The organism is Psychrobacter sp. LFX-11D (assembly GCF_904846475.1).
GTDB lineage: Bacteria > Pseudomonadota > Gammaproteobacteria > Pseudomonadales > Moraxellaceae > Psychrobacter > Psychrobacter cryohalolentis.
Window position 1 is genome coordinate 153,795 of the sequence record NZ_CAJHAV010000005.1, and the last position, 22,517, is coordinate 176,311.

At 41.8% G+C, this 22,517-nt stretch carries 18 protein-coding genes; 10 read left to right on the forward strand and 8 right to left on the reverse strand.

From position 1 onward, the window contains the following. The first annotated feature begins 209 nt into the window (after positions 1-209). The 4 genes from JMX75_RS05660 to JMX75_RS05675 all read left to right on the forward strand — a co-directional run bounded on the left by JMX75_RS05660 (position 210) and on the right by JMX75_RS05675 (position 4,718). Complete coding sequence (locus tag JMX75_RS05660) at positions 210-1,460, forward strand: acyl-CoA dehydrogenase family protein (protein WP_227673146.1); 1,251 nt, start codon at positions 210-212, stop codon at positions 1,458-1,460. A gap of 145 nt (positions 1,461-1,605) precedes the next feature. Beyond that, complete coding sequence (locus JMX75_RS05665) at positions 1,606-2,895, forward strand: phosphotransferase family protein (RefSeq protein WP_201531406.1); 1,290 nt, start codon at positions 1,606-1,608, stop codon at positions 2,893-2,895. A gap of 62 nt (positions 2,896-2,957) precedes the next feature. Next, positions 2,958-3,710 carry a histidine phosphatase family protein gene (locus tag JMX75_RS05670; protein ID WP_201531408.1) on the forward strand — a complete coding sequence of 251 codons (753 nt, stop codon included), beginning with the start codon at positions 2,958-2,960 and terminating at the stop codon, positions 3,708-3,710. A 138-nt stretch (positions 3,711-3,848) separates the two neighbouring features. Continuing rightward, positions 3,849-4,718, forward strand: a complete 870-nt coding sequence (locus JMX75_RS05675; protein ID WP_227672980.1) for an SDR family oxidoreductase — start codon at positions 3,849-3,851, stop codon at positions 4,716-4,718. A gap of 95 nt (positions 4,719-4,813) precedes the next feature. On the opposite strand, the gene JMX75_RS05680 is transcribed toward JMX75_RS05675, so the two are convergent. The 3 genes from JMX75_RS05680 to JMX75_RS05690 all read right to left on the reverse strand — a co-directional run bounded on the left by JMX75_RS05680 (position 4,814) and on the right by JMX75_RS05690 (position 9,967). Next, positions 4,814-6,514 (reverse strand): AMP-binding protein, encoded by a 1,701-nt coding sequence (locus tag JMX75_RS05680; protein ID WP_201531410.1) that lies wholly within the window; start codon positions 6,512-6,514, stop codon positions 4,814-4,816. A gap of 563 nt (positions 6,515-7,077) precedes the next feature. Then, entirely contained in the window at positions 7,078-8,775 is a 1,698-nt protein-coding gene (locus tag JMX75_RS05685; RefSeq protein WP_201531412.1) for an AMP-binding protein, read from the reverse strand. Positions 8,776-9,397: 622 nt separating this feature from the next. Continuing rightward, positions 9,398-9,967 carry a thioesterase family protein gene (locus JMX75_RS05690; RefSeq protein ID WP_201531414.1) on the reverse strand — a complete coding sequence of 190 codons (570 nt, stop codon included), beginning with the start codon at positions 9,965-9,967 and terminating at the stop codon, positions 9,398-9,400. Between the two features lie 317 nt (positions 9,968-10,284). Here JMX75_RS05690 and xthA point away from each other — a divergent pair, with 317 nt between their 5' ends. The 3 genes from xthA to JMX75_RS05705 all read left to right on the forward strand — a co-directional run bounded on the left by xthA (position 10,285) and on the right by JMX75_RS05705 (position 13,122). Beyond that, a complete protein-coding gene (gene xthA, locus JMX75_RS05695) occupies positions 10,285-11,109 on the forward strand; it encodes an exodeoxyribonuclease III (RefSeq protein WP_011513526.1) in 825 nt (274 codons plus the stop codon). 72 nt (positions 11,110-11,181) lie between these two features. After that, complete coding sequence (gene argJ / locus JMX75_RS05700; RefSeq protein ID WP_133104254.1) at positions 11,182-12,405, forward strand: bifunctional glutamate N-acetyltransferase/amino-acid acetyltransferase ArgJ; 1,224 nt, start codon at positions 11,182-11,184, stop codon at positions 12,403-12,405. Between the two features lie 318 nt (positions 12,406-12,723). Then, positions 12,724-13,122 carry a DUF4377 domain-containing protein gene (locus JMX75_RS05705; protein WP_020443396.1) on the forward strand — a complete coding sequence of 133 codons (399 nt, stop codon included), beginning with the start codon at positions 12,724-12,726 and terminating at the stop codon, positions 13,120-13,122. Positions 13,123-13,262: 140 nt separating this feature from the next. On the opposite strand, the gene JMX75_RS05710 is transcribed toward JMX75_RS05705, so the two are convergent. Continuing rightward, the gene (locus JMX75_RS05710) at positions 13,263-14,696 is read right to left on the reverse strand and encodes an L-serine ammonia-lyase (protein ID WP_133104255.1); all 1,434 of its coding nucleotides are present in this window, start codon (positions 14,694-14,696) and stop codon (positions 13,263-13,265) included. A gap of 715 nt (positions 14,697-15,411) precedes the next feature. On the opposite strand from JMX75_RS05710, the gene JMX75_RS05715 reads away from it, so the two are divergent. After that, positions 15,412-16,845, forward strand: coding sequence for a solute carrier family 23 protein (locus JMX75_RS05715; protein WP_133104256.1), 1,434 nt, complete (start codon positions 15,412-15,414; stop codon positions 16,843-16,845). A gap of 120 nt (positions 16,846-16,965) precedes the next feature. On the opposite strand, the gene JMX75_RS05720 is transcribed toward JMX75_RS05715, so the two are convergent. After that, complete coding sequence (locus tag JMX75_RS05720; RefSeq protein WP_011513531.1) at positions 16,966-17,898, reverse strand: DMT family transporter; 933 nt, start codon at positions 17,896-17,898, stop codon at positions 16,966-16,968. Between the two features lie 367 nt (positions 17,899-18,265). Between JMX75_RS05720 and JMX75_RS05725 the strand changes: the two genes are divergently transcribed. After that, positions 18,266-19,423, forward strand: coding sequence for a WG repeat-containing protein (locus JMX75_RS05725; protein WP_201531416.1), 1,158 nt, complete (start codon positions 18,266-18,268; stop codon positions 19,421-19,423). 108 nt (positions 19,424-19,531) lie between these two features. Here JMX75_RS05725 and JMX75_RS05730 read toward each other — a convergent pair whose 3' ends face one another. After that, a complete protein-coding gene (locus tag JMX75_RS05730) occupies positions 19,532-20,569 on the reverse strand; it encodes an alpha/beta fold hydrolase (RefSeq protein WP_020443400.1) in 1,038 nt (345 codons plus the stop codon). Between the two features lie 28 nt (positions 20,570-20,597). Continuing rightward, complete coding sequence (locus JMX75_RS05735) at positions 20,598-20,762, reverse strand: rubredoxin (protein WP_011280463.1); 165 nt, start codon at positions 20,760-20,762, stop codon at positions 20,598-20,600. 337 nt (positions 20,763-21,099) lie between these two features. Between JMX75_RS05735 and JMX75_RS05740 the strand changes: the two genes are divergently transcribed. Further along, a complete protein-coding gene (locus JMX75_RS05740; RefSeq protein ID WP_201531418.1) occupies positions 21,100-21,669 on the forward strand; it encodes an adenine phosphoribosyltransferase in 570 nt (189 codons plus the stop codon). Between the two features lie 282 nt (positions 21,670-21,951). Here the strand turns inward: JMX75_RS05740 and JMX75_RS05745 are convergent, their stop codons facing one another. Continuing rightward, positions 21,952-22,404, reverse strand: a complete 453-nt coding sequence (locus tag JMX75_RS05745) for a hypothetical protein (protein WP_201531420.1) — start codon at positions 22,402-22,404, stop codon at positions 21,952-21,954. Positions 22,405-22,517: the final 113 nt, after the last annotated feature.

The window sequence follows — 22,517 nt, forward strand, 5'->3', positions numbered from 1 at the left end:
GAGTTCTAACCTAAATCCATATATTGTTTGTATTTTGTAAAAGGCGTGTCCTAACGGGTCGCGCCTTTTTGCTGTTTAAAAATAATCGCTGTGTTATAAATGGTGCATACGATACAGAGTTTACGTACGTACACTATGAAATTTTTTATAAAAATGTGATTGAAATAATTGATAAGGATAGGGAAATCATTATGTCTAGCAATGCCTTGATGTTTACAGCGACAGAACATGGTCAAGCCATGCATGCCCAAGTACAAGCATTTATCGAAACCCATATTGAGCCCATTGAAGCGCAGTTTTGGGCAGATTGTCATCAGCAAAATCCTGATGGTAATTGGAAAAATTGGCAGTGGCCAGAAAAGTATGAGAGCTTACGTAAGCAAGCACGTGAAGCTGGCCTGTGGAATTTATTTTTGCCGGATGACATCCTAGGTGCTGGCCTTTCGGTTACCGATTATGCACCGATTGCAGAGTTGACAGGCCGCAGTTTATTAGCGCCTTACGTGTTTAACTGCAATGCCCCTGATAGTGGCAATATGGAGCTGTTGTGGCGTTATGGTACACAAGAGCAGCAAGATAAGTGGCTGACGCCAATCTTGGAAGGTAAAACGCGTTCGGTATTTTGTATGACTGAGCCTGAGGTGGCATCCAGTGATGCGACCAACATGCAGGCGACTGCGGTTGTCGATGGCGATGAGATTATTATCGATGGTAGTAAATGGTGGTCGTCCGGTCTTGGCGACCCAGCAGTTGATATTTTGATTGTGATGGCATACACCCCTGATGAAACTAAAGACCGTCATCATCAGCATTCGATGGTATTGGTTCCAGCAAAAACTGCAGGCGTCAATATCGAGCGCATGCTAAAAGTATTTGGCGATTATGATGCGCCGCATGGTCATGGTGAAGTCAGCTTTAATGATGTACGTGTACCCGTTAGCCACTTTATCGGTGGCCCAGGTATGGGCTTTGAGATTGCGCAAGGTCGCCTAGGGCCAGGTCGCATTCATCATTGCATGCGTTGTATTGGGGCCGCTGAAAAGTCGCTAGAGCTGGCTGTAAAACGCGGTATGGAGCGTACGGCTTTTGGTAAGCCATTACTACAACTAGGTGGTAACTTTGAGCGTATTGCTGAAGCACGTATTAAGATTGACCAAGCCCGTTTGCTGACTCTATACGCCGCGCAGAAAATGGACGGCCAAGGTACCAAAGCAGCACTCACAGAAATCTCTGCCATTAAAGTCGTTGCACCAACCGTGCTACAAGAAGTGGTTGATATGGCGATTCAAATCCATGGTGGTATGGGCGTTTGCCAAGATACGATGCTGCCGAGTTTCTTTGCTCAAGCACGAGCGCTGCGCTTAGCCGATGGTCCTGATGAAGTGCATAAAACCATGATTGCTAAGTTAGAATTAAAGCGTCAAGGTTTTAGCCGTTCGTCGAAACCTGCTAAATCTTAAGGTAACTTAGATTTGTATCTATAACTAATACAAAACAAGCTCAATGGCGACCATAACTATAAATCCACTATCAATCATTTGATAGTGGATTCTTCACCCCTAAATAATCAATAAAAATAACTGACCACACGATAAGGAACATCTTATGGCAACTGCTAATCAGAGCAATACTACGGATAAAGAAGTAGCTAATAAAATATTAGATAAAGGTGGCGAGGTTCGTGAGGGCGAAGAGCTTGACGCCAAAGCGGTCAGCTCATGGCTACGTGCTCAAGGAATCGATGTAGCAGGCGAGCCAATGGTTACTCAATTCTCGGGTGGTGCATCAAACTGGACTTACCGTTTGCAATATGAAGGCGAAGGTAACGCTGAAAGTAAAAGCCAAGATTTAATCTTACGCCGTCCGCCAAAAGGCACTAAAGCCAAATCAGCACATGATATGGTGCGCGAATACACTGTCCAAAAATCCTTAAAGGATGCTTATCCTTACGTACCTAAAATGGTCGCGCTATGTACGGATGAGTCCGTCATCGGTGCCGATTTCTATGTCATGGAGCGTATGGAAGGTATCATTCCTCGTGCCAATTTGCCAAAAGGGATTGATTTAAACGAAGAGCAAACGCGTGCATTATGTACCAATGTTATCGATGCTTTAGTTGAGCTGCACCAAGTAGATTATAAAGCGCATCCTGATTTGGTCAATCTTGGGCGTGGCGAAGGTTATTGCGAGCGCCAAGTAACAGGTTGGGATAAGCGTTATGTCAAAGCCAAAACACCTAACGTCCCAAGTTTTGCATTGGTACGTCAATGGCTTGGTAAGCATACGCCTGCTGATAGCAAGACTTGCTTGATTCACAATGATTGGCGTTTTGACAACGTCATTTTAGATGCCGCAGATCCGACTAAGGTTATCGGTGTACTTGATTGGGAAATGGCGACCTTGGGTGATCCTTTGATGGATTTGGGTAGCGCCTTGGCTTACTGGATTGAAGAAGATGACAACATCATTATGCAGCAGTCACGCCGTCAGCCCACGCATTTAAAAGGCATGATGACCCGTGATGAAGTGGTGGATTACTATCTTAAACAATCAGGTTTAGAGATAGATAATTGGACGTTTTATGAGGTGTTTGGTTTATTCCGTCTAGCAGGTATTGTCCAGCAAATTTATTACCGCTACTATCATAAACAAACAACCAATCCGGCATTTAAGAATTTTTGGCTTATCGTTCATGTATTGCATGCAAAATCTCTGAAGTTGATAGCACAGTATGAAGGTGAGGCGTTATTTAACACTCATGTGCAGCCGCATTTGCAAGATATGGGCGTCGATGCTGCCACCATTGAGCAATTACCAGCGCCTGTACAAAAAGTTATTAAAGGTATTTTACCAAAAGGCTATTTTGCTAAGTCGCCGCAATCAACAGCTGAGTAATTTTTTAGCAAGTAAAATGTTTGAAATCAGCATATTGAAACTATGATAAAAGGCAGTATTTTATGACAACCATTCTTCTGGCACGTCATGGCCAGGCATCCTTTGGACAAGAAAATTACGATCAGCTGTCAGAGCTAGGTGGTATCCAAGCGCAAATGCTCGGCCAGCATTATGCAACGACCCAGCGCCGAATCGATGCTATTTTTACGGGGAGTTTGGTCAGGCAACAAGATTCTGCACATCATTTTTGGCAGCGTTATCAGTCATTTGCTGATACCGATAGCTCTAACAAGCCTGCAATCGATATGAGTGCGCCGGATAGCTATGTACTGCCACAATTTGATGAATTTAATCATAAAGATGTTTTTGTTAAATCAGATTCAGCATTCAGCACTCGAGCATCAATTGCAGCTGAGATTGTTAAAGCGGATGTACCGATGACACGTTTGGCTGAGTTATTCGATAACGCGATGCGGCGCTGGCATGGCGGTGATTATGATCAAGATTATATAGAAAGCTGGTCACAGTTTAATGAGCGAGCTAAGCAAGCGCTCGAGCAAATACGTATACAGGTGACAACGCTAAATTTAAATCGTGATAGTACGGTATTGGTATTTACTTCAGGCGGTGTGATTGCGGCTATTACATCGCAACTCTTGCAACAAGGCAGTCAAACTGCGTATCAAATCAATAAAAGCTTGGTTAATACGGGCGTGACATCTATTACTTTAAAAGAGCAGAATTCACGTTTACTATCATTAAATGAGTATAGTCATTTATTCGCTGATGGTAAGCGTTTTGTGACATGGCGATAATTCAGGATTGGTTGCTAAAACCTTGTTATAGAAAGTCTGTAGTGGCTGGCTATTAGCGCAGATAACACCAAAGCCAGATAGACAGTTGGAAGTGTTTACGTTATCTTGAGGTTATCATTGATACATAAGAGAATGTCCATGCAAAATAAATTACTGAGCCTAGTGGCAAAAAAAGTTGCCAAAAGTAAAAATCAATTATTTGGCGCGGTCCAACCAGCACGTTATTTAAAAGGTTTAAATAAGCAGCAGATTGGTCGTGGCAAAACAGTTTTAATCACGGGTGCCAGCTCAGGGTTGGGCGAGGGCATGGCGAGATTGTTTGCTAAGCTTGGATACAACCTTGCTATTTGTGCGCGTCGTACGGATCGTTTGGACAGTCTACAAATAGAGCTGATGGCACAATATCCTGATATTCGTATCGAGTATCGAGTGTTAGACGTTAGTGATTATAATGCGATTTTTGAAGTGTTTGATGCCTTCACGGCTGACTTTGGTCATATTGATCGTGTCGTGGTAAATGCAGGCATTGGCGAGAGTCGCCGTATTGGTAAAGGACGCTTTGATACCAACCGCCGTACGGTTGAAGTTAACTTTATCTCAGCGCTCGCGCAGTGTGAAGCGGCGATGAGTATCTTTCGCGCACAAAATAGGGGCCATTTGGTCGTGATATCTAGTATGTCAGCGATGCGTGGATTACCTAAGCACTTGACTGCCTATGGTGCGAGTAAGGCAGGCTTGGCACATTTGGCAGAAGGTATCCGTGCTGATATGCTATTGACCAAACTGCCGATCAAAGTCTCTACTATTTATCCAGGCTATATCCGTACTGAAATCAATGAAAATGCCAAACCACTACCGTTTGAAGTAGATTCAGATACTGGCACGAAAGCCATTGTTGCAGCTATTGAGGCTGGCGTGGAAGAAGCTTGCGTGCCGAGCTTACCATGGTCTATTGTCGGTCAAGCAATGAAGCATTTGCCATTGCAGGTGGTCAATAAAGTCAGTTAGCACAAACCACGTTGATGATATTAAGAAAAGATAATACAAAGCCCTCAACATTAATGTTGAGGGCTTTTTATTATCTTAATTCTAAAGCTCAAGTACTACAAGGTTTGAGGGTTATCTGACATGTGTTTTTCACGCAGTTTTTGACGCAATATTTTACCCACATTACTCTTTGGCAACTCACTCACAAATTCAATATGACGCGGGCATTTGTAGCCAGTCAAATTGTCCAAGGCAAATTCTTTAATATCACTCTTGGTAACATTGTTATCAGCAGGGACGATATAAATTTTGACTGCTTCGCCTTGATGCTCATCAGAAATGCCAATCACTGCGCAATCAATAATACCTTTGCAATCTAGCATAACTGACTCAATCTCATTTGGAAAGACGTTAAATCCTGATACCAAAATCATGTCTTTTTTGCGATCAAGTAAAGTGATATAGCCTTTTTCGTCCATACTAATGATATCACCAGTACGGAAATAACCCTCTTTAGTAAAGTCATTGGTGTTGTCTTTATTAAAATAGCCTGAGGTGATATTTGGTCCCTTAATGCACATTTCACCAGACTGATTAAAACCTACGGTCTCGCCATTATCATCGACCACAATAACATCGACACTAGGTACAGGAATGCCAATAGTGCCATTGAACTTGCGATCAGTAATGACGTTAGCAGTACCTGCTGCAACCCCTTCAGTCATACCCCAACCCTCAACCATCGGGCAACCAGTGACTTCTAACCAGCGTGCTGCCGTCTGCTCAGTCGCTGCCATACCGCCTGCTTGTGAGATACGTAATGCGCTAAAATCTAGGTTTTTAAAGGTTGGTTGATCAAGTAGTCCTTTAAACAAGGTATTGACGGCAGGAAAAATATGGAAGGGCTGTTTTGATAAGGTTTTGACAAATCCAGGCATGTCTCGTGGATTAGGTATTAATATAAAAGTATAACCCGAACGCATACCTAGCAAGCTCAGCATAAAGGCAAATATATGATATAGCGGCAATGCCATCACCATATTAATGTACACCTCATTAATTTCAGAGGTAACAGGGCGATACCATGCTTCTGATTGCATGGCAGCAGCGACAACGTTACGCTGGGTTAAAATAGCGCCTTTAGATAGGCCTGTTGTACCGCCGGTATATTGTAAAATAGCTTTTTGTTGCAGTGAGGTTTTTGGTGTTTGAAAAGGCAGGTTTTTGCCTTTTTTAAGCACATCAGGGAATTTGGTAACATTATACTTAGGGTCATTCAGGTTGTACTTAGGTACCAAGCGTTTGACCTGACGAATAACGGTGTTGACCAAAATACCCTTTAGTCCCATCATATCGCCCATTTTCGATAGTACAATACGTTTGATGTTTGTCTCTTCAATGACCTGCTCAAGTGCTTGAGCAAAGTTATCGACGACAAAAATAACCTGAGCGCCTGAATCATTGAGTTGATGACGTAGCTCACGACCAGTGTACAGTGGGTTAATAGGGGTGCAAACATAGCCGGCGCGCAATATACCGATCATCGTCGGTAAGTATTGCGGCACGTTTGGCATCATGACTGCCACTACGCTACCTTTAGGGATATCTTGTGCTTGCAACCAAGCAGCGACAGCAAGAGACGCTTTGTCCACGTCTCCATACGTATGAGAAACGCCCATACAGATGGTCATAGGATGCATACGGAAGCGGTCAAAACACTCTTCATACAACTCGATGAGACTTTCATACTGATCAGGATTAATAGTCTTGGGTACGTTTGCTGGATATTGAGCAAGCCAAGGTTTATCTGTTGTCATACTAAGCGTCCTTAAATTTGCGATCAGTTAAGGCTCTATACAAAAGTAGTCACATCCATGTCAACAATACGAGTCATCGCCAGTTAAGCGGTGGATTGTCGAGTGCTATCCCATTTATTCACAAACTGCTAAAATACGGCGGCCTTTATACAAGGTGATTGAACTAAAAATTCATTTAACCACACAGAAAACTCATCTGAATAGATTAAATGGCTGGTTTGTAATTATTTTTGAAAAATGTACTGCTGTTTAAGGTCGATTAATTGACCTTAGTTAAATATATTACTGACTCAATGTTATAAACAATAGCGTAACATATTTCGGCAATACATTAACATAAGTGTAATTGAGTAAGTTATTGCTATAAAAGAACTTGAGAGTTTGTCGTTATACTTGATATATTGAAAAATATATGTTGCAACTAAGAATAGTGAAGCGATTGCAGAGACAAGATAGCATATTAAAAATGCTAATAAAGTTTAAAATTGATCGATGGTATGGTTAATAAAAAAGCGCCTTGCATCTAATGCAAGGCGCTCTTGACAATTAAAAGACCGCTTTAATTATAGTTGAGGATTGTCTATCATATGCTTCTCGCGAAGTTTTTGACGTAATACTTTACCGACGTTACTTTTTGGTAGCTCAGTAACAAACTCGATATGACGTGGACATTTATAACCAGTCATATTGTCTAAAGCAAACTCTTTAATAGAGTTTTTGGTGACATTGTTGTCAGCAGGGACAACATAGATTTTGACCGCTTCACCTTGATTCTCATCAGGGATACCGATGACAGCACAATCGATAATGCCGTCACAATCAAGCATGACCGACTCGATCTCATTTGGAAATACATTAAATCCTGACACCAAAATCATGTCTTTTTTACGGTCTAATAGTCTAAAGTAGCCTTTCTCGTCCATGCTGACGATATCGCCAGTGCGAAAGTAGCCATCTTTGGTAAAGTCATCACTACTGTCTCTATTTAGATAACCTGAGGTGACGTTAGGTCCTTTGACACACATCTCGCCTGCTTGATTGGCACCGACAGGGTTGCCTTCGTCATCGATAATAATGACATCAACACTAGGGACAGGGACGCCAATCGTACCATTAAACTTGCGATCAGTGATGACGTTGGCCGTACCAACAGCAACCCCTTCCGTCATTCCCCAACCTTCAATCATAGCGCAGCCTGTCGTCTCAAGCCAGCGTCTTGCTGTTTGCTCAGTCGCTGCCATACCGCCTGCTTGTGAGATGCGTAGTGAGCTAAAATCTAGGTTTTTAAAGTTCGGATTGTCGAGTAAGCCTTTAAACAAGGTATTGACCGCAGGGAAAATATGGAAGGGCTGTTTTGATAACGTCTTAATAAAGCCTGGTATATCACGCGGGTTAGGAACCAATATAAAGGTGTAACCTGCACGCATACCCAGTGAGCTCAGCATAAAGGCAAAAATATGATACAGCGGCAGTGCCATCACCATATTGATATATACCTCATTAATCTCTGAGGTAATAGGGCGAGTCCAAGCTTCTGACTGCATCGCGCCTGCGACAATATTACGCTGAGATAAAATAGCGCCTTTAGAAAGCCCTGTTGTACCACCTGTATATTGCAAAAAGGCGGTTTGACTCAAAGACAGTTTTGGCTTTTGGAACGGCAGGTTTTTGCCTTTCTTGAGCACATCAGGGAACTTAGTGACATCGTATTTTGGGTCATTCAGATTATACTTGGGTACCAAGCGTTTGACCTGACGAATAATGGTGTTGACCAATATACCTTTTAGACCCATCATATCGCCCATTTTTGATAGGACAATGTGTTTGATATGGGTTTCTTCAATGACCTGCTCAAGTGCTTGGGCAAAGTTATCGACGACAAAAATAACCTGAGCGCCAGAGTCATTCAATTGATGGCGTAGCTCGCGCCCAGTATACAGAGGATTTACGGGTGTACAAATATAGCCAGCCCGCAAAATACCAATCATCGTTGGCAAGTATTGCGGCACGTTTGGCATCATAAGCGCGACTACGCTACCTTGAGGCAGACCTTTCGTCTGTAACCATGCAGCAACCGCGATAGAGGCTTTATCGACATCGTCGTAGGTATGAGTAACGCCCATACAGATGGTCATAGGATGCATGCGAAAGCGATCGAAGCACTCTTCATATAGCTCCATGATACTGCTATATTTGTCTGGATCAATCGTCTTTGGCACACCAATAGGGTAATTTGCAAGCCAAGGTTTATTTGGCGTCATAGTCAGCGTCCTTGAAATATGAGAGAGGTTAAATGTTGCTAGCTAAGCAGTCAGATCCGTGTCAATAAAAAAACAGCGCTGACATAAAAGCGATCGCTGAATTTGATAATATCCTTATCCATTGACAGACTGCTGGTGTTATTGGGTTATTTGACATCAGTAAATGGTAAAAAATAAGTGTTTGATTAAAAAACTATTTGAGTAATCTTAAAAAATTAGTCGAATTAATTTTTTCTACCAACCATCTACCACAAAAAAATAATATATCAAATATATAATGATACATTTAAGCAATACGTTAGCATGAATCTAGGCTAAGGCACTACGATGATAAGAGTACTGCTCAGTACAGGAAGTATTCTTATAAATGAATATATAGCAAGGTCTATAGCCAGCTCAATGTAAAAATGATACAGCGAGACTGGAATGAATGTTTTGCAGTCTCTGTCGGCGTAGGCATAGTATGCTTCACAGGGGCTACGAAAAATCTATAGCAGTAGAGCTGTATCGGTTTTAAATCAAATCGATTCTATATATCATACGAAAAGAGAAGATGACTAATTATTGTCGTAGGAAAAACAGATTTTTCTAAAGATATTTAAGAAATCAATTATTATAGAAGCTACTTATTATATTCTGAAATTGCTTGCTCAATAGCAACACGTAATTTTTTTGGCACACGAATAGGGCGCATTGGCGTCGTATTGGTACTGGTTTTATTTGACGCATCATTCTCTATAGCATCCGGTGTGATTTGATTTTGTACGCAGGCAACAACGATTTTAGTGCTGCTTAGCAAAACCGCTTTTACATTGTCAGCAGTGTTCTCTTGAGAGTGCTGACGATAAATGCTTTGATAGAATACAATGCTTGCAGGTTTTATCTCAACGTTATCAATGCGTACATTAATGACCTCATCTAATAAAATAGCGCGCTTATATTGCAAGTCCGCTTGAGTGACGACGAAATGCTGAATCTGACCGTCATTGGTCTCCAAGAAATAACCATTTAATCCCAATTGAGTAAACCAATCGCGGCGGCAGTTTTCAAAGAATACTAAGTGATTGGCATGATAGACTATACCGCCAGCATCAGTATGATTGATGTAGACATTATAGTTGGTCGCAAATAACGGCGTAATTATGTGAGGTTTTGATACGGCAGTTGGGTTCTTATCAGTTGCTTTTGTCATAATAATGCTCAATAGATTTTTAATAATAGGGTGTTATAAGTTGTTTAAATGCCGCTGCTTGATAAGCATGATTTAATAAAAAGTAGGATAGTCAATAAGAGTGGCTTGATAGCATGTTTTGATAAAATGACACGGCAAACAGCCAAGTAATTAGACCAAACAAACACTCTAACTCAAGATATAAAAGGGTGCAACAGCTAGCGCTGTCTATGTCTGTTATCATAACCGTATTTGTTTTATTTTAGATTTATTTATAAGTGCATTTTAAAACTGCATTTACTTATCAAAGCAGTTATTTATATAGGATAGGATAATTTATGACCCGTTTTGTTTGTTTTAATATCAATGGTATCCGAGCTCGTCAACATCAGCTGGAGGCGGTGCGAGATATTATCGATCCTGATGTCATGGGTCTGCAAGAAACCAAGGTGCATGATGAGCAGTTTCCCCTTGAAAATGTAGAAGGCTTGGGCTATCACGTCGAGTATTTTGGACAGAAAGCGCATTACGGTGTGGCATTATTATCGAAAGTTGCGCCTATTTTTGTGCAAAAGGGTTTCCCTAACGAAGATGAAGAGGCGCAAAAACGTTTTATTCATGCGCGTTATGAGTTTGATGGGCGTGAGATTGATGTGCTCAATGGCTATTTCCCACAGGGTGAGAGTCAAGATCATCCGACCAAATTTCCGATGAAACGTGCTTATTATGCTGATTTAATGGCCTATATTGATACGCTAAAAGCAGAAGGGCGCTCGCTAGTGATTATGGGGGATATGAATATTGCCCCAGAAGACATCGATATTGGAATCGGTGAAGTAAATGCTAAGCGTTGGTTGAAAAATAGAAAAACATCCTTCCTACCTGAGGAGCGTGAGTGGTATAGCAATCTTATGTCACGTGAGTTGACTGATACCTACCGTTTGCATTATCCAGAAAGCACTGAATTATACAGCTGGTTTGATTATCGCAGTCGCGGTTTTGATGATGATCCTAAGCGTGGATTGCGTATTGATCATATTTTATGTACGCCTGATCTTGTTGAATGTTGTGTTGATGCGGGTATCAGCTATGAGCTGCGCGCTATGGAAAAACCCTCTGACCATGCGCCTATTTGGACAGCATTTGATTTAAACAAAGTATGATGTTTTTACCATTACGATTAAAGCTTTACAATCAATAAAAATATACCAATATCAATAATTAAGGAGTGAATGATGGCAGTTGGCAATGTTGCAGTACCTGAGACGATTTATCCTATTGAAGGCATTAAATTAAGCGCTACCGCAGCAGGCGTACGTTATAAAGATCGTGATGATTTGGTAATTATTGAGATCGCAGCTGATGCGGCCACTGCAGTGGTAACGACCAAAAACGCATTTTGTGCAGCGCCTGTGCGCGTATTACGTGAACACTTTGCTGCAGCTTCTCCGCGCTATTTGGTGACCAATACTGGTAATGCTAATGCTGGAACCGGTGCTGATGGCAAACGCCGCGCCACAGATATCTGTGCGGCATTGGCTGCTAAAGCTGGCGTGGCTAGTGATGCAGTACTGCCATTTTCGACGGGTGTTATTGGTGAGCCATTAAATAGTGAAGCGATTATCGCTGGACTAGACAACGCATTAGCCAATCTAGCGCCTGATAATTGGCTTGCTGCTGCAAATGGTATCCGTACAACGGATACGATTCCAAAGCTCGCGAGTAAAAAAATCGATGTTGATGGTAGTAGTTATCATATTACGGGGATGTCAAAAGGCTCAGGCATGATACGTCCCAATATGGCAACCATGCTTGGCTATGTTGCAACCGATGCCAATATTGCTGCTGACTTATTACAAGAGATGTTAAATGCTATCAATGAGCAGTCTTTTAACCGTATTACGGTTGATGGTGATACCTCGACCAATGATTGTTGTGTATTGATAGCGACAGGTGCTGCGAGCTCAGATATCATTGATAGCCCTGAGCACCCACATTATCAGGCAGTGTTTGAGGCGTTAGCTGAAGTCTTTATACGTTTGGCACAACTGATCGTACGTGATGGTGAAGGCGCTACTAAATTTATGACAGTTAAAGTTACAGGTGGCAAAACCACGCAAGAATGCTGCGATGTGGCATATGCGGTTGCGCATTCACCCTTGGTCAAAACGGCATTTTTTGCCAGTGATGCCAACTGGGGTCGTATATTAGCAGCCGTCGGTTATGCTGGGATTGAAGACCTTGATACCGAACAAGTCGATGTCTACTTAGACGAAGTTATGATTTGTCAAAATGGTGGTGTCGCGCCAAACTATACGGAAGAGGCGGGCAATACGGTCATGAGTCGCCCTGAGATTACCATTCATATCGATCTTGTACGCGGTGATGCCCATGATACCGTTTACACCTGCGATTTATCTTACGACTATGTCAAAATAAATGCGGACTATCGTAGCTAAACAATCTTAATACTTACTTACAAAAAACGCTCAGAATCATCATGATTCTGAGCGTTTTTTATTTAGTGTTTTAAACTGATATCACTGAAAGTAGGGTGTATTTATCGGTAATATCAAAAATATTTATTTACTGTTGATTAACAGTCGTTGCAAAAGCTGACGTTAAGTTACAAAGCAGTTATAGAGGCGCAGTTACTTTGCGCCCTATACTGGTCGAGTTAATAATAAGTGATTAAGTGATATTGAAAAACCGGTTATTCTAAAATGAATAAATCGAGTCTAAACAAATAAAACTATGAATATATTGAGGATTTTATAATGAAAAAGTTAGCATTAGCAGCAGTGATGGCAACGTTTGTTTTATCAGGTTGTTCAACCATGGCAACTGACGATACGCGTACCATGGTCGTTGAAGGTGAACCAGCAGTGGTTAAAGTCATTAACATTCCAAGTTTTAAAATAGAGATAGCTCCGCTGAAAGCAGTTTGTGAGCTACAAGCTTCTAATGGTGCCATGATTGAGTCAGAGTGCTTGCAGTATCGCCAAACGTATCAGAAAAACTACACCCCTTTAAATGGTAATATTCAAGGCTTTACGTATGAGCCAAATTATCGTTATGTTTTAGACGTTCGCCAAGAAGCGATGATGGATGAAGTAACGAATGCGGTTAAGCCAGTTTGGATACTGAACCAAGTAGTGTCAAAAAAAGCGGAATAATTGCTCATCAAGTAGCTTTTGGAATAAATAGCACTATCGTTAATTCAATAGCAGTTAGCTTGAAAAAAGACCTCTAATGATTAGAGGTCTTTTTCATAATAGGATTTATATTTTCTATTGAATTATAAGCTGCCCAATCATTAGCATTGGCTGTATTTCACGCTGACGCCATGAGTGGCAGTCGGTATACGGTTGTCAGCATATACTGCCAATCCACCGCGAGAAGTTTCTTTGTATTTATCTAACATGTCAGCGCCAGTAACTTTCATAGTTTCAATGACTTTGTCTAAAGAGACAAAATGTTGACCATTACCACGGCAGGCAAGTCGTGCAGCATTGACTGCTTTGACTGCGCCCATCGCATTGCGCTCGATGCAAGGTACTTGGACTAAGCCACCAACAGGATCACAGGTCAGACCCAAGTTATGCTCGATACCAATCTCAGCAGCATTGAGACATTTAGCAGGGTCGCCACCTAAGATTTCTGCCAATGCAGATGCCGCCATCGCACAAGCTGAACCGACTTCACCTTGGCAGCCCACTTCAGCACCCGATATTGAAGCGTTTTGTTTGATTAAGCTGCCAATTGCTGTGGCATTTAACAAAAACTTGCGCGCGCCATCAAGGCTATAGTTTGATAAAAAATCGCGATAATAATGCATCACTGCAGGAATGATACCTGCGGCGCCGTTGGTAGGAGCAGTGACCACATTGCCGCCATTGGCATTTTCTTCATTGACTGCCAAAGCATATAAATCAATCCAATCCATCGCAACCAGTTTGTCATTTTGCGCAATCGGCTGGTCTTTTTCAGCACATAGTTGCACATATAGTGCTTGAGCGCGGCGTCTTACATCTAATCCACCCGGTAAAATACCGCTGTTTTGGCAGCCACGGGTCACACAATCTTGCATCGACTCCCAAATAGAATCTAAATACGCAAATACTTCTGCCTGCTCACGGTAATGGCATTCGTTTGCTAATACCAGCTCGCTCACGCTCAAGTGATGTTTACGGCATTGTTCTAATAGCTCTGCGGCGCTATTAAAAGGATAAGGAATCACATCGATAGTCGGCGTTGCATTATCTTCATCAGGATTGGTCGCATCTTCTTCATTGATAACAAATCCACCTCCTACGGAATAATAAGTCTGCTGATAAGGGCTGCCATTCGCCAAAGACACACGAATAGTCATAGCATTCGGATGATAAGGTAGAACCGTCTCATCATACCAGTGAATATCACGCTCTGTATCAAAAGCAATAACGTGCTCGCCTGCGATATTGAGTTGATTGTCTGAAAAGATCGGTGCCAGATATTCACTGGTCAAACGCGTATCGATGGTGCTAGGTGCATGACCAAGTAAGCCCAGTAATATGGCAGTATCTGTAGCATGTCCTTTACCAGTTGCCGCAAGCGAGCCATATAACTCAATCTCTAAAGACTGGATGTCGCTCAGATTGGTTTGCTTTAGGAGTGACTGTACAAACAAGTTAGCCGCTATCATAGGACCAACCGTATGAGAGCTTGATGGGCCAACGCCGATTTTGAATAAATCAAAGACACTAATCATAATAAGTTACCAAAAAATAAAAGGGATTCAGAAAAACCGCATAGCAAAGACTACTGCGCCCATATAAAACTATAATGGGCAACAATAGATAATAAGTATCGATCATCGATAAATTTAGTGCATTGTCTATGAAAATGTTTAAACGTGTTCGTTCGAGTGACGGGTGAATAATAGCTGTTGTTTATTATTAAATTCCGTTATGATGCTCGGCATCAACGCTTATGTAACATCCTGTAAGTTAGCTGTCGCTATAGAATACACGGTATGAGCAGCCAAAGCGTTGAATTTAGTAAAGCATATCTTAGTCAATACAGCTAGCAAAATGTGGTAATACTCTAAAATAATACCTATTATTATGATATTTCCAAACAGCTGATTGGAGATAGAAAAATAGTGTAGAAAAACATAGAAATAAAAAGTATGTTCTTGCGAGATATTAAGATTAAGCGAGAGAGACAGTGTGTTAAAAATATCAAAAATAGCTCTGTATCCATACAAGAATCCGTAGTTAGTAAGAGCTAGATTTCATTATTTTTCCATTAACTTTTTATTGTATAGATAGCTATCTCATATAATAGCCACTATCTATAACAGCACTTATAGTAAATACCGTTATTTGTTATCTCTTTATTTATTCGAGCTATTATTAGCCTGTATCGTTAGTGAGTTATTACCAGTCTGTTATTATTAGCTTAAGCCTATAGGACAATCGCGCATGATAACCCCTCCAGAAAACTCGTCTCAATCAACGCCGCATAGTCAGAAAGAACCATCAACGCCAAATGCACTAGAAGCAGCAGGTATTGATGTTGCAACTGGCTCGGCGACAATGAACTTACCGCACAATCCAGACTTTGATAATGGTCGCTGGTTTCCAACATGGCGTCCATATGGCGGTGATTTGGATCGTGATCCGGTTGGCATTAATGAGTATTTACCGCCCTCAAAAAGCATGCTACTGGGTATACAACATACCTTTGCGATGTTTGGGGCGACAGTGCTTGCGCCATTATTAATGGGCTTTGACCCTAACTTAGCTATTTTGATGTCTGGGATTTGTACGGTGATGTTTTTTGTGATTACCGGTGGACGTATGCCAAGTTATTTGGGATCGAGTTTTGCTTTTATTGGTCCCGTGATTGCCGTGACGGCATATGCTGGCGTAGGATTTAATGCCAATCTGAATGTTGCATTGGGCGGCATTATGGCCTGCGGTATTATTTATGCATTGATAGGTCTGCTGGTCATGAAGACGGGTACAGGTTGGATTGAGCGCTTAATGCCACCGATTGTTACCGGTGCGATTGTAATGATTATTGGTCTTAATTTAGCGCCCGTAACCATTCAAGGGGTGTCTGCCAACCAATTTGATGCATGGATGGCCACGTTAACGGTATTGCTTATCAGTGGGGTAGCGGTATTTACCCGCGGCATGCTACGTCGTTTGCTGTTATTAGTTGGCTTAATATTGTCTTATATTGCTTATTTTGTGATGACCAATGTATTGGGCTATGGCGTGCCGATTGATTTTAGCAGTGTGTCGACGGCTTCATGGTTTGGGCTGCCAAGTATTCATGCGCCGCGTTTTGAGATGAGCGCCATTATATTAATTGCCCCTGTCGCCTTTATTTTAGTTGCTGAAAATTTGGGACATTTCAAAGCGGTAGAAGGCATGACTAAAGCGCGAGTAACGCCTTATATGGGGCGTGCATTTTTTGCTGATGGCTTAGCGACGACTTTTTCGGCAGGTTTTGGTGGTACAGGTGTGACGACTTATGCAGAAAATATCGGCGTGATGGCGGTCACCAAAGTATATAGTACAACTATTTTTGTCGTAGCAGGTTTGGTTGCTATCATGCTGGGCTTGTCACCGAAATTTGGTGCGATTATTCAAACCATTCCGCCCGCATTATTGGGCGGTGCATCTATCGTAGTTTTTGGTTTGATTGCCATCGCTGGTGCGAAAATTTGGATAGACAACCATATCGACTTTAGTAAAAACAGCAATCTTATCATCGCAGCAGTCACTGTAATCATGGGAACCGGTAACTTTAGCTTGCATCTAGGCGGCTTTGATTTGGGTGGCATCGGTACGGCTACCTTAACAGCAATTGTGCTTAACGCTCTATTTAATCGCCAAAAAGACTAACTTTTTTACTATCTTAAGCTTCAAATAACTCACTATATTGATAAGCAAAAGCCACAATAATCATTGTGGCTTTTATCTATTATGACGCTTATTTATAATCGTTACTGTTCTGTACGAGCTTTACTTATAATCACGCTTATAAAACCGTGCAAAAAACCGATAACGGCGTAGGGCGCGTGGTTTAGGCTTTAGCGAACCCAAATAAATGGCAAACATCGTGAGTAACGCACCGCTCCATTGTAGGGTATTGATGGGCTTATCAAGCCAAGTATAATCAATTACCAATGCCGCAACCGGCTCGGTCAATAATAGTAATCCAGTTAATGCCAAAGACAGCTTGGGAATAGAGTAGGCGATAAGCCCCCATGCTAGGCACTGCATGACCGTACCATAAATCAATATCCAGCCAATATCAGACCAGCTATTAGGCAGTATATTACCCATATCAAAGACAAACATTGGCACAATCATTGCCAGTCCGCCCCCAATACTAATCAGCTGCATAAGCATGAATATTGGCGTCGGCTCAGTATCATGGGTTTTACGTATAAAGGTCATTGAGGCTGCGAGCATAGCCCCTGACACGATACCAGTAATAAATCCCCAAGTAGCGGCCTTATTTTGGGCAAATTCTGGGCTACCGATCATTGCCACACCCAACATTGCCAAGACCAAGCTGACAAGCTGTAATATAGATTGGCGCTCGTTAAAATATAGAAAGCCAATGGCTGCCAAAAAGAAAATCTGTAAGCTGTTTAGTAAGGTTGAAATGCCGGGACCCACCGCATAGATACTCTCGTGCCACAGTGCCAAATCCAAACCTAAAAATGCACCCGATAATAAGCCATAAAAAACAGCACGTTTTGAGCGCGGTAGCCGTTGCCCTGTCATTTTTGCTAATACCGCAAACACCACGCCTGAAATAGCCAAGCGCCAAAAAGCCATTGCCCAGCCACCGATGTCAACATGAGCGACGATTAAACTGCCCAAACCAAAGATCACACAGCCAATAAGCAAGCCAGTAGCAGCGGAGCGTGAAGAGGCAATAGCCATATATTATCCTTATATCATGACAACTTTTATTTCAATTATTGCGTACTAAAGACATCATCTTTACCACAAGCCGTATTGTCGATGTTTTGAGCTAAAATTGAAATGGTTTGATATTATTTATTTTTATTTTATAGTGGTATTTTATGACTTTAGAGAATATGAACTTTCTAAGGTTTCATCTAAAGTATAAAGACAAGCTACTGCCAATTAATATCCTTACAGGAATATCATTGGCGTTCTTACTGCGATTTGTTACCCTTATTTCTACTTTTATATTGTAATATCATCAGCTTAAAAAACTAATACCCTTAAAATATCTCATTTAAATTGCCTTAACCGCCATCATTACTTTAGCTTAGGTTTGCTTATGCTCCAACGTACCTTATCAAAACGATCACTGTTATTAACGACATCTGAAGATCCGTCATCCCTAATAAAGCGCTGTGCGCTGACAATTGGTATGTTAACAACCGCGTTATTTGTCATACCAAGCGCGCAAGCTGCCAGCTGTAAAATCCCTAAGAGTTATTATAAGAACGTCTCTTGTACGGCGAGTAGTGGTTATTTCTTAGCAGTGAAAGACTTTGGCGCACCGGTCGCCCTTATCGATAAGCAAGGTAAAAGCCTTGTTGATTTAACGCGCTATCAAAAAGTGGATGCAGATAAAATATCAGCAGGTCTATTGCCTGTCATGCGTAATAGTCATGTCGGTTATCTGAATATGCAAGGTCGTGAAGTAATTCCTGTGATGTACGATGTGCTAAATGACGGTCAAGGTTGGGCGCGTCCGGTATCTGAAGGGCGTATCGTGGTCAAGCAGGGCGGTCACTATGGCGTCATCGATACGGCAAATAGGACTATTGTTCCATTTTCAGCAGCGATTAGTGATATTGATGATTACCGAGGCGGTATGGCTCGTGTACGTAAAAACAAAGCGATAAGCTGGCTTGATAAAGAGGGCAATATTAAGAACGCCAATACTCAAAGCACTAATACTCAAAATGCCGGTGTCAAAAAAGATAATAGTAAAAGTAATGACGGTAAGAGTGCCAAAAACAGCCGTGTAAATGACCGACCCGCTGCCAGTAAATCAGAAGTTAAACCTAGTGCTCGCGCAAATAGCACACAGAAAAATTCAGCCTCCATACCAATTAATCGCTTTACCACGCTGCAGCCGCGTCAACAAGACGGTAGATGGGGATTTGTTGATGACAATAATGTCACTATGATTACGTATTCTTTCGACGAAGTACGTCCATTCTCGGAAGGGCTAGCGGGCGTGCGTATTGATGCAGAGTGGGGCTTTATCAATCTTGGCGGCGAGCTTGTGATTCCTTTTAACTTTAAGGATTTTGACGGCTCTAATAACTTTAATGATTCCAATAATAAGAGCCTCAGTCTTGATAGCCGCTATAAGGACAAACCTTCTTTTGTGTTTGTAGCGGATAAGGCTTGGATTGGCAGCTTAGAGAACGGCACTAAAATGTGTATCGACAAAGAAGGCGCGGCTATCGCCTGTGATTAAATCCTAACAGCATATTTTATTTTGACCAAAAAAAGAGCCTATAGCGATTCATGATTGCTATAGGCTCTTTTTTGTAGCCGGAAAATTTCACAAGCTAACTCATTAAAACTATTTTTCTAATAAGTGATTGCTAATTAAATCAACCATATACGGCTGATAGTACTCAGGAATATCGTGCGCCATGCCTTCAATCAAATGAAATTTGGCATTAGGGATGGTTTTGGCAACCACGCGACCTTGTGAGGCAGGAATTAAGCCATCAGCGCTGCCATGTAATACGATAGTAGGTGCTTTGACTTGTTTGCTAAATCGACTGATAGAACCTGATGCCAAGATAGCATTGAGCTGCTGCACCGTACCGAGCGGATGAAAGTTACGCTGATACCGTATCTTGGCAATATCACGTACCATGCGCACATTTACATGCCCTGGCGTACCAACAGTCTTCATAAACCAAACGCTATGGCGCACGATATCACGCTCAGAGTGGCTCTCAGGGCGATTAATCAGCGTATATAGCTGTCTAGGCTTTGGTGGTTTTAAAAAGGCACGGTTGGTGGTGGTAAACATCAATGCCATCCGCTGTACTAGGCTTGGATAACGTGCCGCTACGATTTGGGCAATCATGCCACCCATAGAAGCACCCAGCAAATGTGTTTTGCCAAGCTGCAAAGCCTTGATTAAACGCGCCGTATCTTCTGCCATGTCGGTTAAATTGTAGGCAACCTGTGCACCTTTATTAGACAGTCCCGTTTGCAGGCGCATCATCATTTTAAGCTGACTAATACGCGGTAGACCATCGATTTGTACTTTAGAGGACAAACCGATATCACGATTGTCAAAACGAATCACAAAAAAACCGGCATCAATAAGGCGCTTAATAAAATGATTTGGCCAAAATATCATTTGTGAGCCAAGTCCCATAATCATAAGCAGTGGCGGATGATTAGGATTACCACCAGCCTCAACACACAGCTCGATGCCGTCGCCGATATCTATCATGGCTTGATAAAGATGCTCACTGAGGTCTGATGCGCCCCACAGGTGCTCACCAAATTTTTGCCATTCAGGCGTCGGGTAACTCGAGCTGCTATCCAATGAATCAGGCAACTTAGCAGCATTATCAATGTTGTTTTTTTCTGTCATGAACGGTCCTATCTAAAAGGTCATTGGCTTAAAGTTCTAGCATCTCAAAATCAAGCTTGCCAACGCCGCATTCTGGGCATGTCCAATCATCAGGGATATCATCCCATTTGGTGCCCGGTGCGATACCTTCTTCAGGGCAGCCCAGTGCTTCATCATATATCCAGCCGCAGACAATACATTCATAACGTTTCATAAAGAGTCCTATCGATTATTACCAGTGTTACTATACGTTTTTAAGGTGACATTGATGGCACATCAAGAATGATTACCGTCAATATCTAGACTGTAAAAACGCAGCTAGTTTAGCATATAACCGTTGTTTTCATAGTTAAGTTTACACTTGTATATTGAGATTGATAAACGTTTATCAAGTACTATGCCTGATTTTATTGACTTAATAAGTGGTGTTTTCCCCATTGCCGCGCAATATTAAAGGCAATTATGCTATAATAGCCGCCGTTAATTTTCTGATGCATAGATTATTTGCTATTGTTACATCATTATCTAAGTTATAGACGTTAAGGGTTACTATGAGCGCAAACACCGCTGTTACAGCAGTTGATACTGCAATCGAGTCATCGAATACGCTCAATACCGATCATCCATTTTGGAACATCATTCGCACAGTACCAGACTTCCCTAAAGTCGGCATTGATTTTTATGATATTACACCGTTACTACGCAGTCACATTAATGAAGTCATTGATGCACTGCTGGCTGTCCTACCTGAAGGCATAATGGATGAGGTGGATTGTTTGGGTGCTGTTGAAGCCCGTGGATTCGTGTTTGCAAGTTTGCTGGCAGGACGTCTGGGTAAAGGTATGATTTTGCTACGTAAACCCGGCAAGTTACCACCGCCTGTTGCCAATAAAGCCTACGCGTTAGAGTACGGTAAAGATACTCTTGAGATGCAGAACAATCTGCCACCAGAGCGTGTGCTATTGGTTGATGATATCTTGGCAACGGGCGGCACATTGACCACCGCCTATGAGCTATGTCAATCAGCCGATCATACGGTCGTTGGTGCATTAGTCTTATTAGATTTGGTGGATTTACATGGCGATTTCCCCGTGCCTGTTTATACGGTATTAAAGGCGTAAATGACGGGCATTTTTACTTATAGTGGGTAAAAATAAAAAGTAATATCGATACATTATGTACTGCTGGTATTAATTTTTCTTGCTTGCTGTGCCTACGCAGACAGAGGCTGCAAAAAATTTATACCAGCAGTACCGTAGTGTTTTTAGAGTACCTTAATTATAAGTAAAATGCGTTCAAAGCCAGTTTTCTATGGCTTTGAGATGATATAACTAAAGCATCATTAAAAAAGCGCGCTTTTTTAATGATGCTTTTTTAGATTGCCTTTGCCTATTTTATTTGTGCTATTTGGCTTGTTCGTGGTTTTTGCACGCTTGCTCGACTAGCATACGACTGACCGTTTTTGGGGCAGTAATTTTAAAATCTTTGGTGGTCAGGAGAGGTTTTTCTGATTGCCAAGACTTTATTACCTTGTCGTCAGCGGTATAATAAACGTATGCCCGTCTGTAATAGCTGGCGTCCTTACAAGAGATAAGCCATTGCTGGTCGCTATGATGAATGCCGCTTTCTTTACTATCACTCGTTGTACTTTTTAATGCAGGGTAGGTTCTACGAATGGAGACGGTAATATTTTCGACCCGCTTTTCATCAAGAATATTGATGTCAGAGCGTTCGATAGAATCCAAATCTAAGCTAAAAATGGAACCGGTCTGACTTTCTGTTACTTTCGACCAGTTTACTGCATGAGCACCAATCGCAAGCGTACCGCTTGCTAATATCACTGCTAGCCGTTTCATAATGAAGCCTTGCTTGTAGTCATTTTAGGTCGCTCATAATAGCCAACTTACTATGAGCAGGCAAATTTCTTTTATTACCTGCTGCGTATAACTATGTAATATTTCCATTGTTT

Excerpts from the sequence above, each read along its gene's own strand:
- JMX75_RS05660 (WP_227673146.1), top strand. The coding sequence starts at position 210 with ATGTTTACAGCGACAGAACATGGTCAAGCCATGCATGCCCAAGTACAA.
- JMX75_RS05730 (WP_020443400.1), bottom strand. The coding sequence starts at position 20,569 with ATGACAGAAAAAAACAACATTGATAATGCTGCTAAGTTGCCTGATTCA.
- JMX75_RS05670 (WP_201531408.1), top strand. The coding sequence starts at position 2,958 with ATGACAACCATTCTTCTGGCACGTCATGGCCAGGCATCCTTTGGACAA.
- JMX75_RS05665 (WP_201531406.1), top strand. The coding sequence starts at position 1,606 with ATGGCAACTGCTAATCAGAGCAATACTACGGATAAAGAAGTAGCTAAT.
- JMX75_RS05680 (WP_201531410.1), bottom strand. The coding sequence starts at position 6,514 with ATGACAACAGATAAACCTTGGCTTGCTCAATATCCAGCAAACGTACCC.
- JMX75_RS05685 (WP_201531412.1), bottom strand. The coding sequence starts at position 8,775 with ATGACGCCAAATAAACCTTGGCTTGCAAATTACCCTATTGGTGTGCCA.
- JMX75_RS05735 (WP_011280463.1), bottom strand. The coding sequence starts at position 20,762 with ATGAAACGTTATGAATGTATTGTCTGCGGCTGGATATATGATGAAGCA.
- JMX75_RS05690 (WP_201531414.1), bottom strand. The coding sequence starts at position 9,967 with ATGACAAAAGCAACTGATAAGAACCCAACTGCCGTATCAAAACCTCAC.
- JMX75_RS05715 (WP_133104256.1), top strand. The coding sequence starts at position 15,412 with ATGATAACCCCTCCAGAAAACTCGTCTCAATCAACGCCGCATAGTCAG.
- argJ (WP_133104254.1), top strand. The coding sequence starts at position 11,182 with ATGGCAGTTGGCAATGTTGCAGTACCTGAGACGATTTATCCTATTGAA.
- JMX75_RS05745 (WP_201531420.1), bottom strand. The coding sequence starts at position 22,404 with ATGAAACGGCTAGCAGTGATATTAGCAAGCGGTACGCTTGCGATTGGT.
- JMX75_RS05725 (WP_201531416.1), top strand. The coding sequence starts at position 18,266 with ATGCTCCAACGTACCTTATCAAAACGATCACTGTTATTAACGACATCT.
- xthA (WP_011513526.1), top strand. The coding sequence starts at position 10,285 with ATGACCCGTTTTGTTTGTTTTAATATCAATGGTATCCGAGCTCGTCAA.
- JMX75_RS05720 (WP_011513531.1), bottom strand. The coding sequence starts at position 17,898 with ATGGCTATTGCCTCTTCACGCTCCGCTGCTACTGGCTTGCTTATTGGC.
- JMX75_RS05675 (WP_227672980.1), top strand. The coding sequence starts at position 3,849 with ATGCAAAATAAATTACTGAGCCTAGTGGCAAAAAAAGTTGCCAAAAGT.
- JMX75_RS05705 (WP_020443396.1), top strand. The coding sequence starts at position 12,724 with ATGAAAAAGTTAGCATTAGCAGCAGTGATGGCAACGTTTGTTTTATCA.
- JMX75_RS05740 (WP_201531418.1), top strand. The coding sequence starts at position 21,100 with ATGAGCGCAAACACCGCTGTTACAGCAGTTGATACTGCAATCGAGTCA.
- JMX75_RS05710 (WP_133104255.1), bottom strand. The coding sequence starts at position 14,696 with ATGATTAGTGTCTTTGATTTATTCAAAATCGGCGTTGGCCCATCAAGC.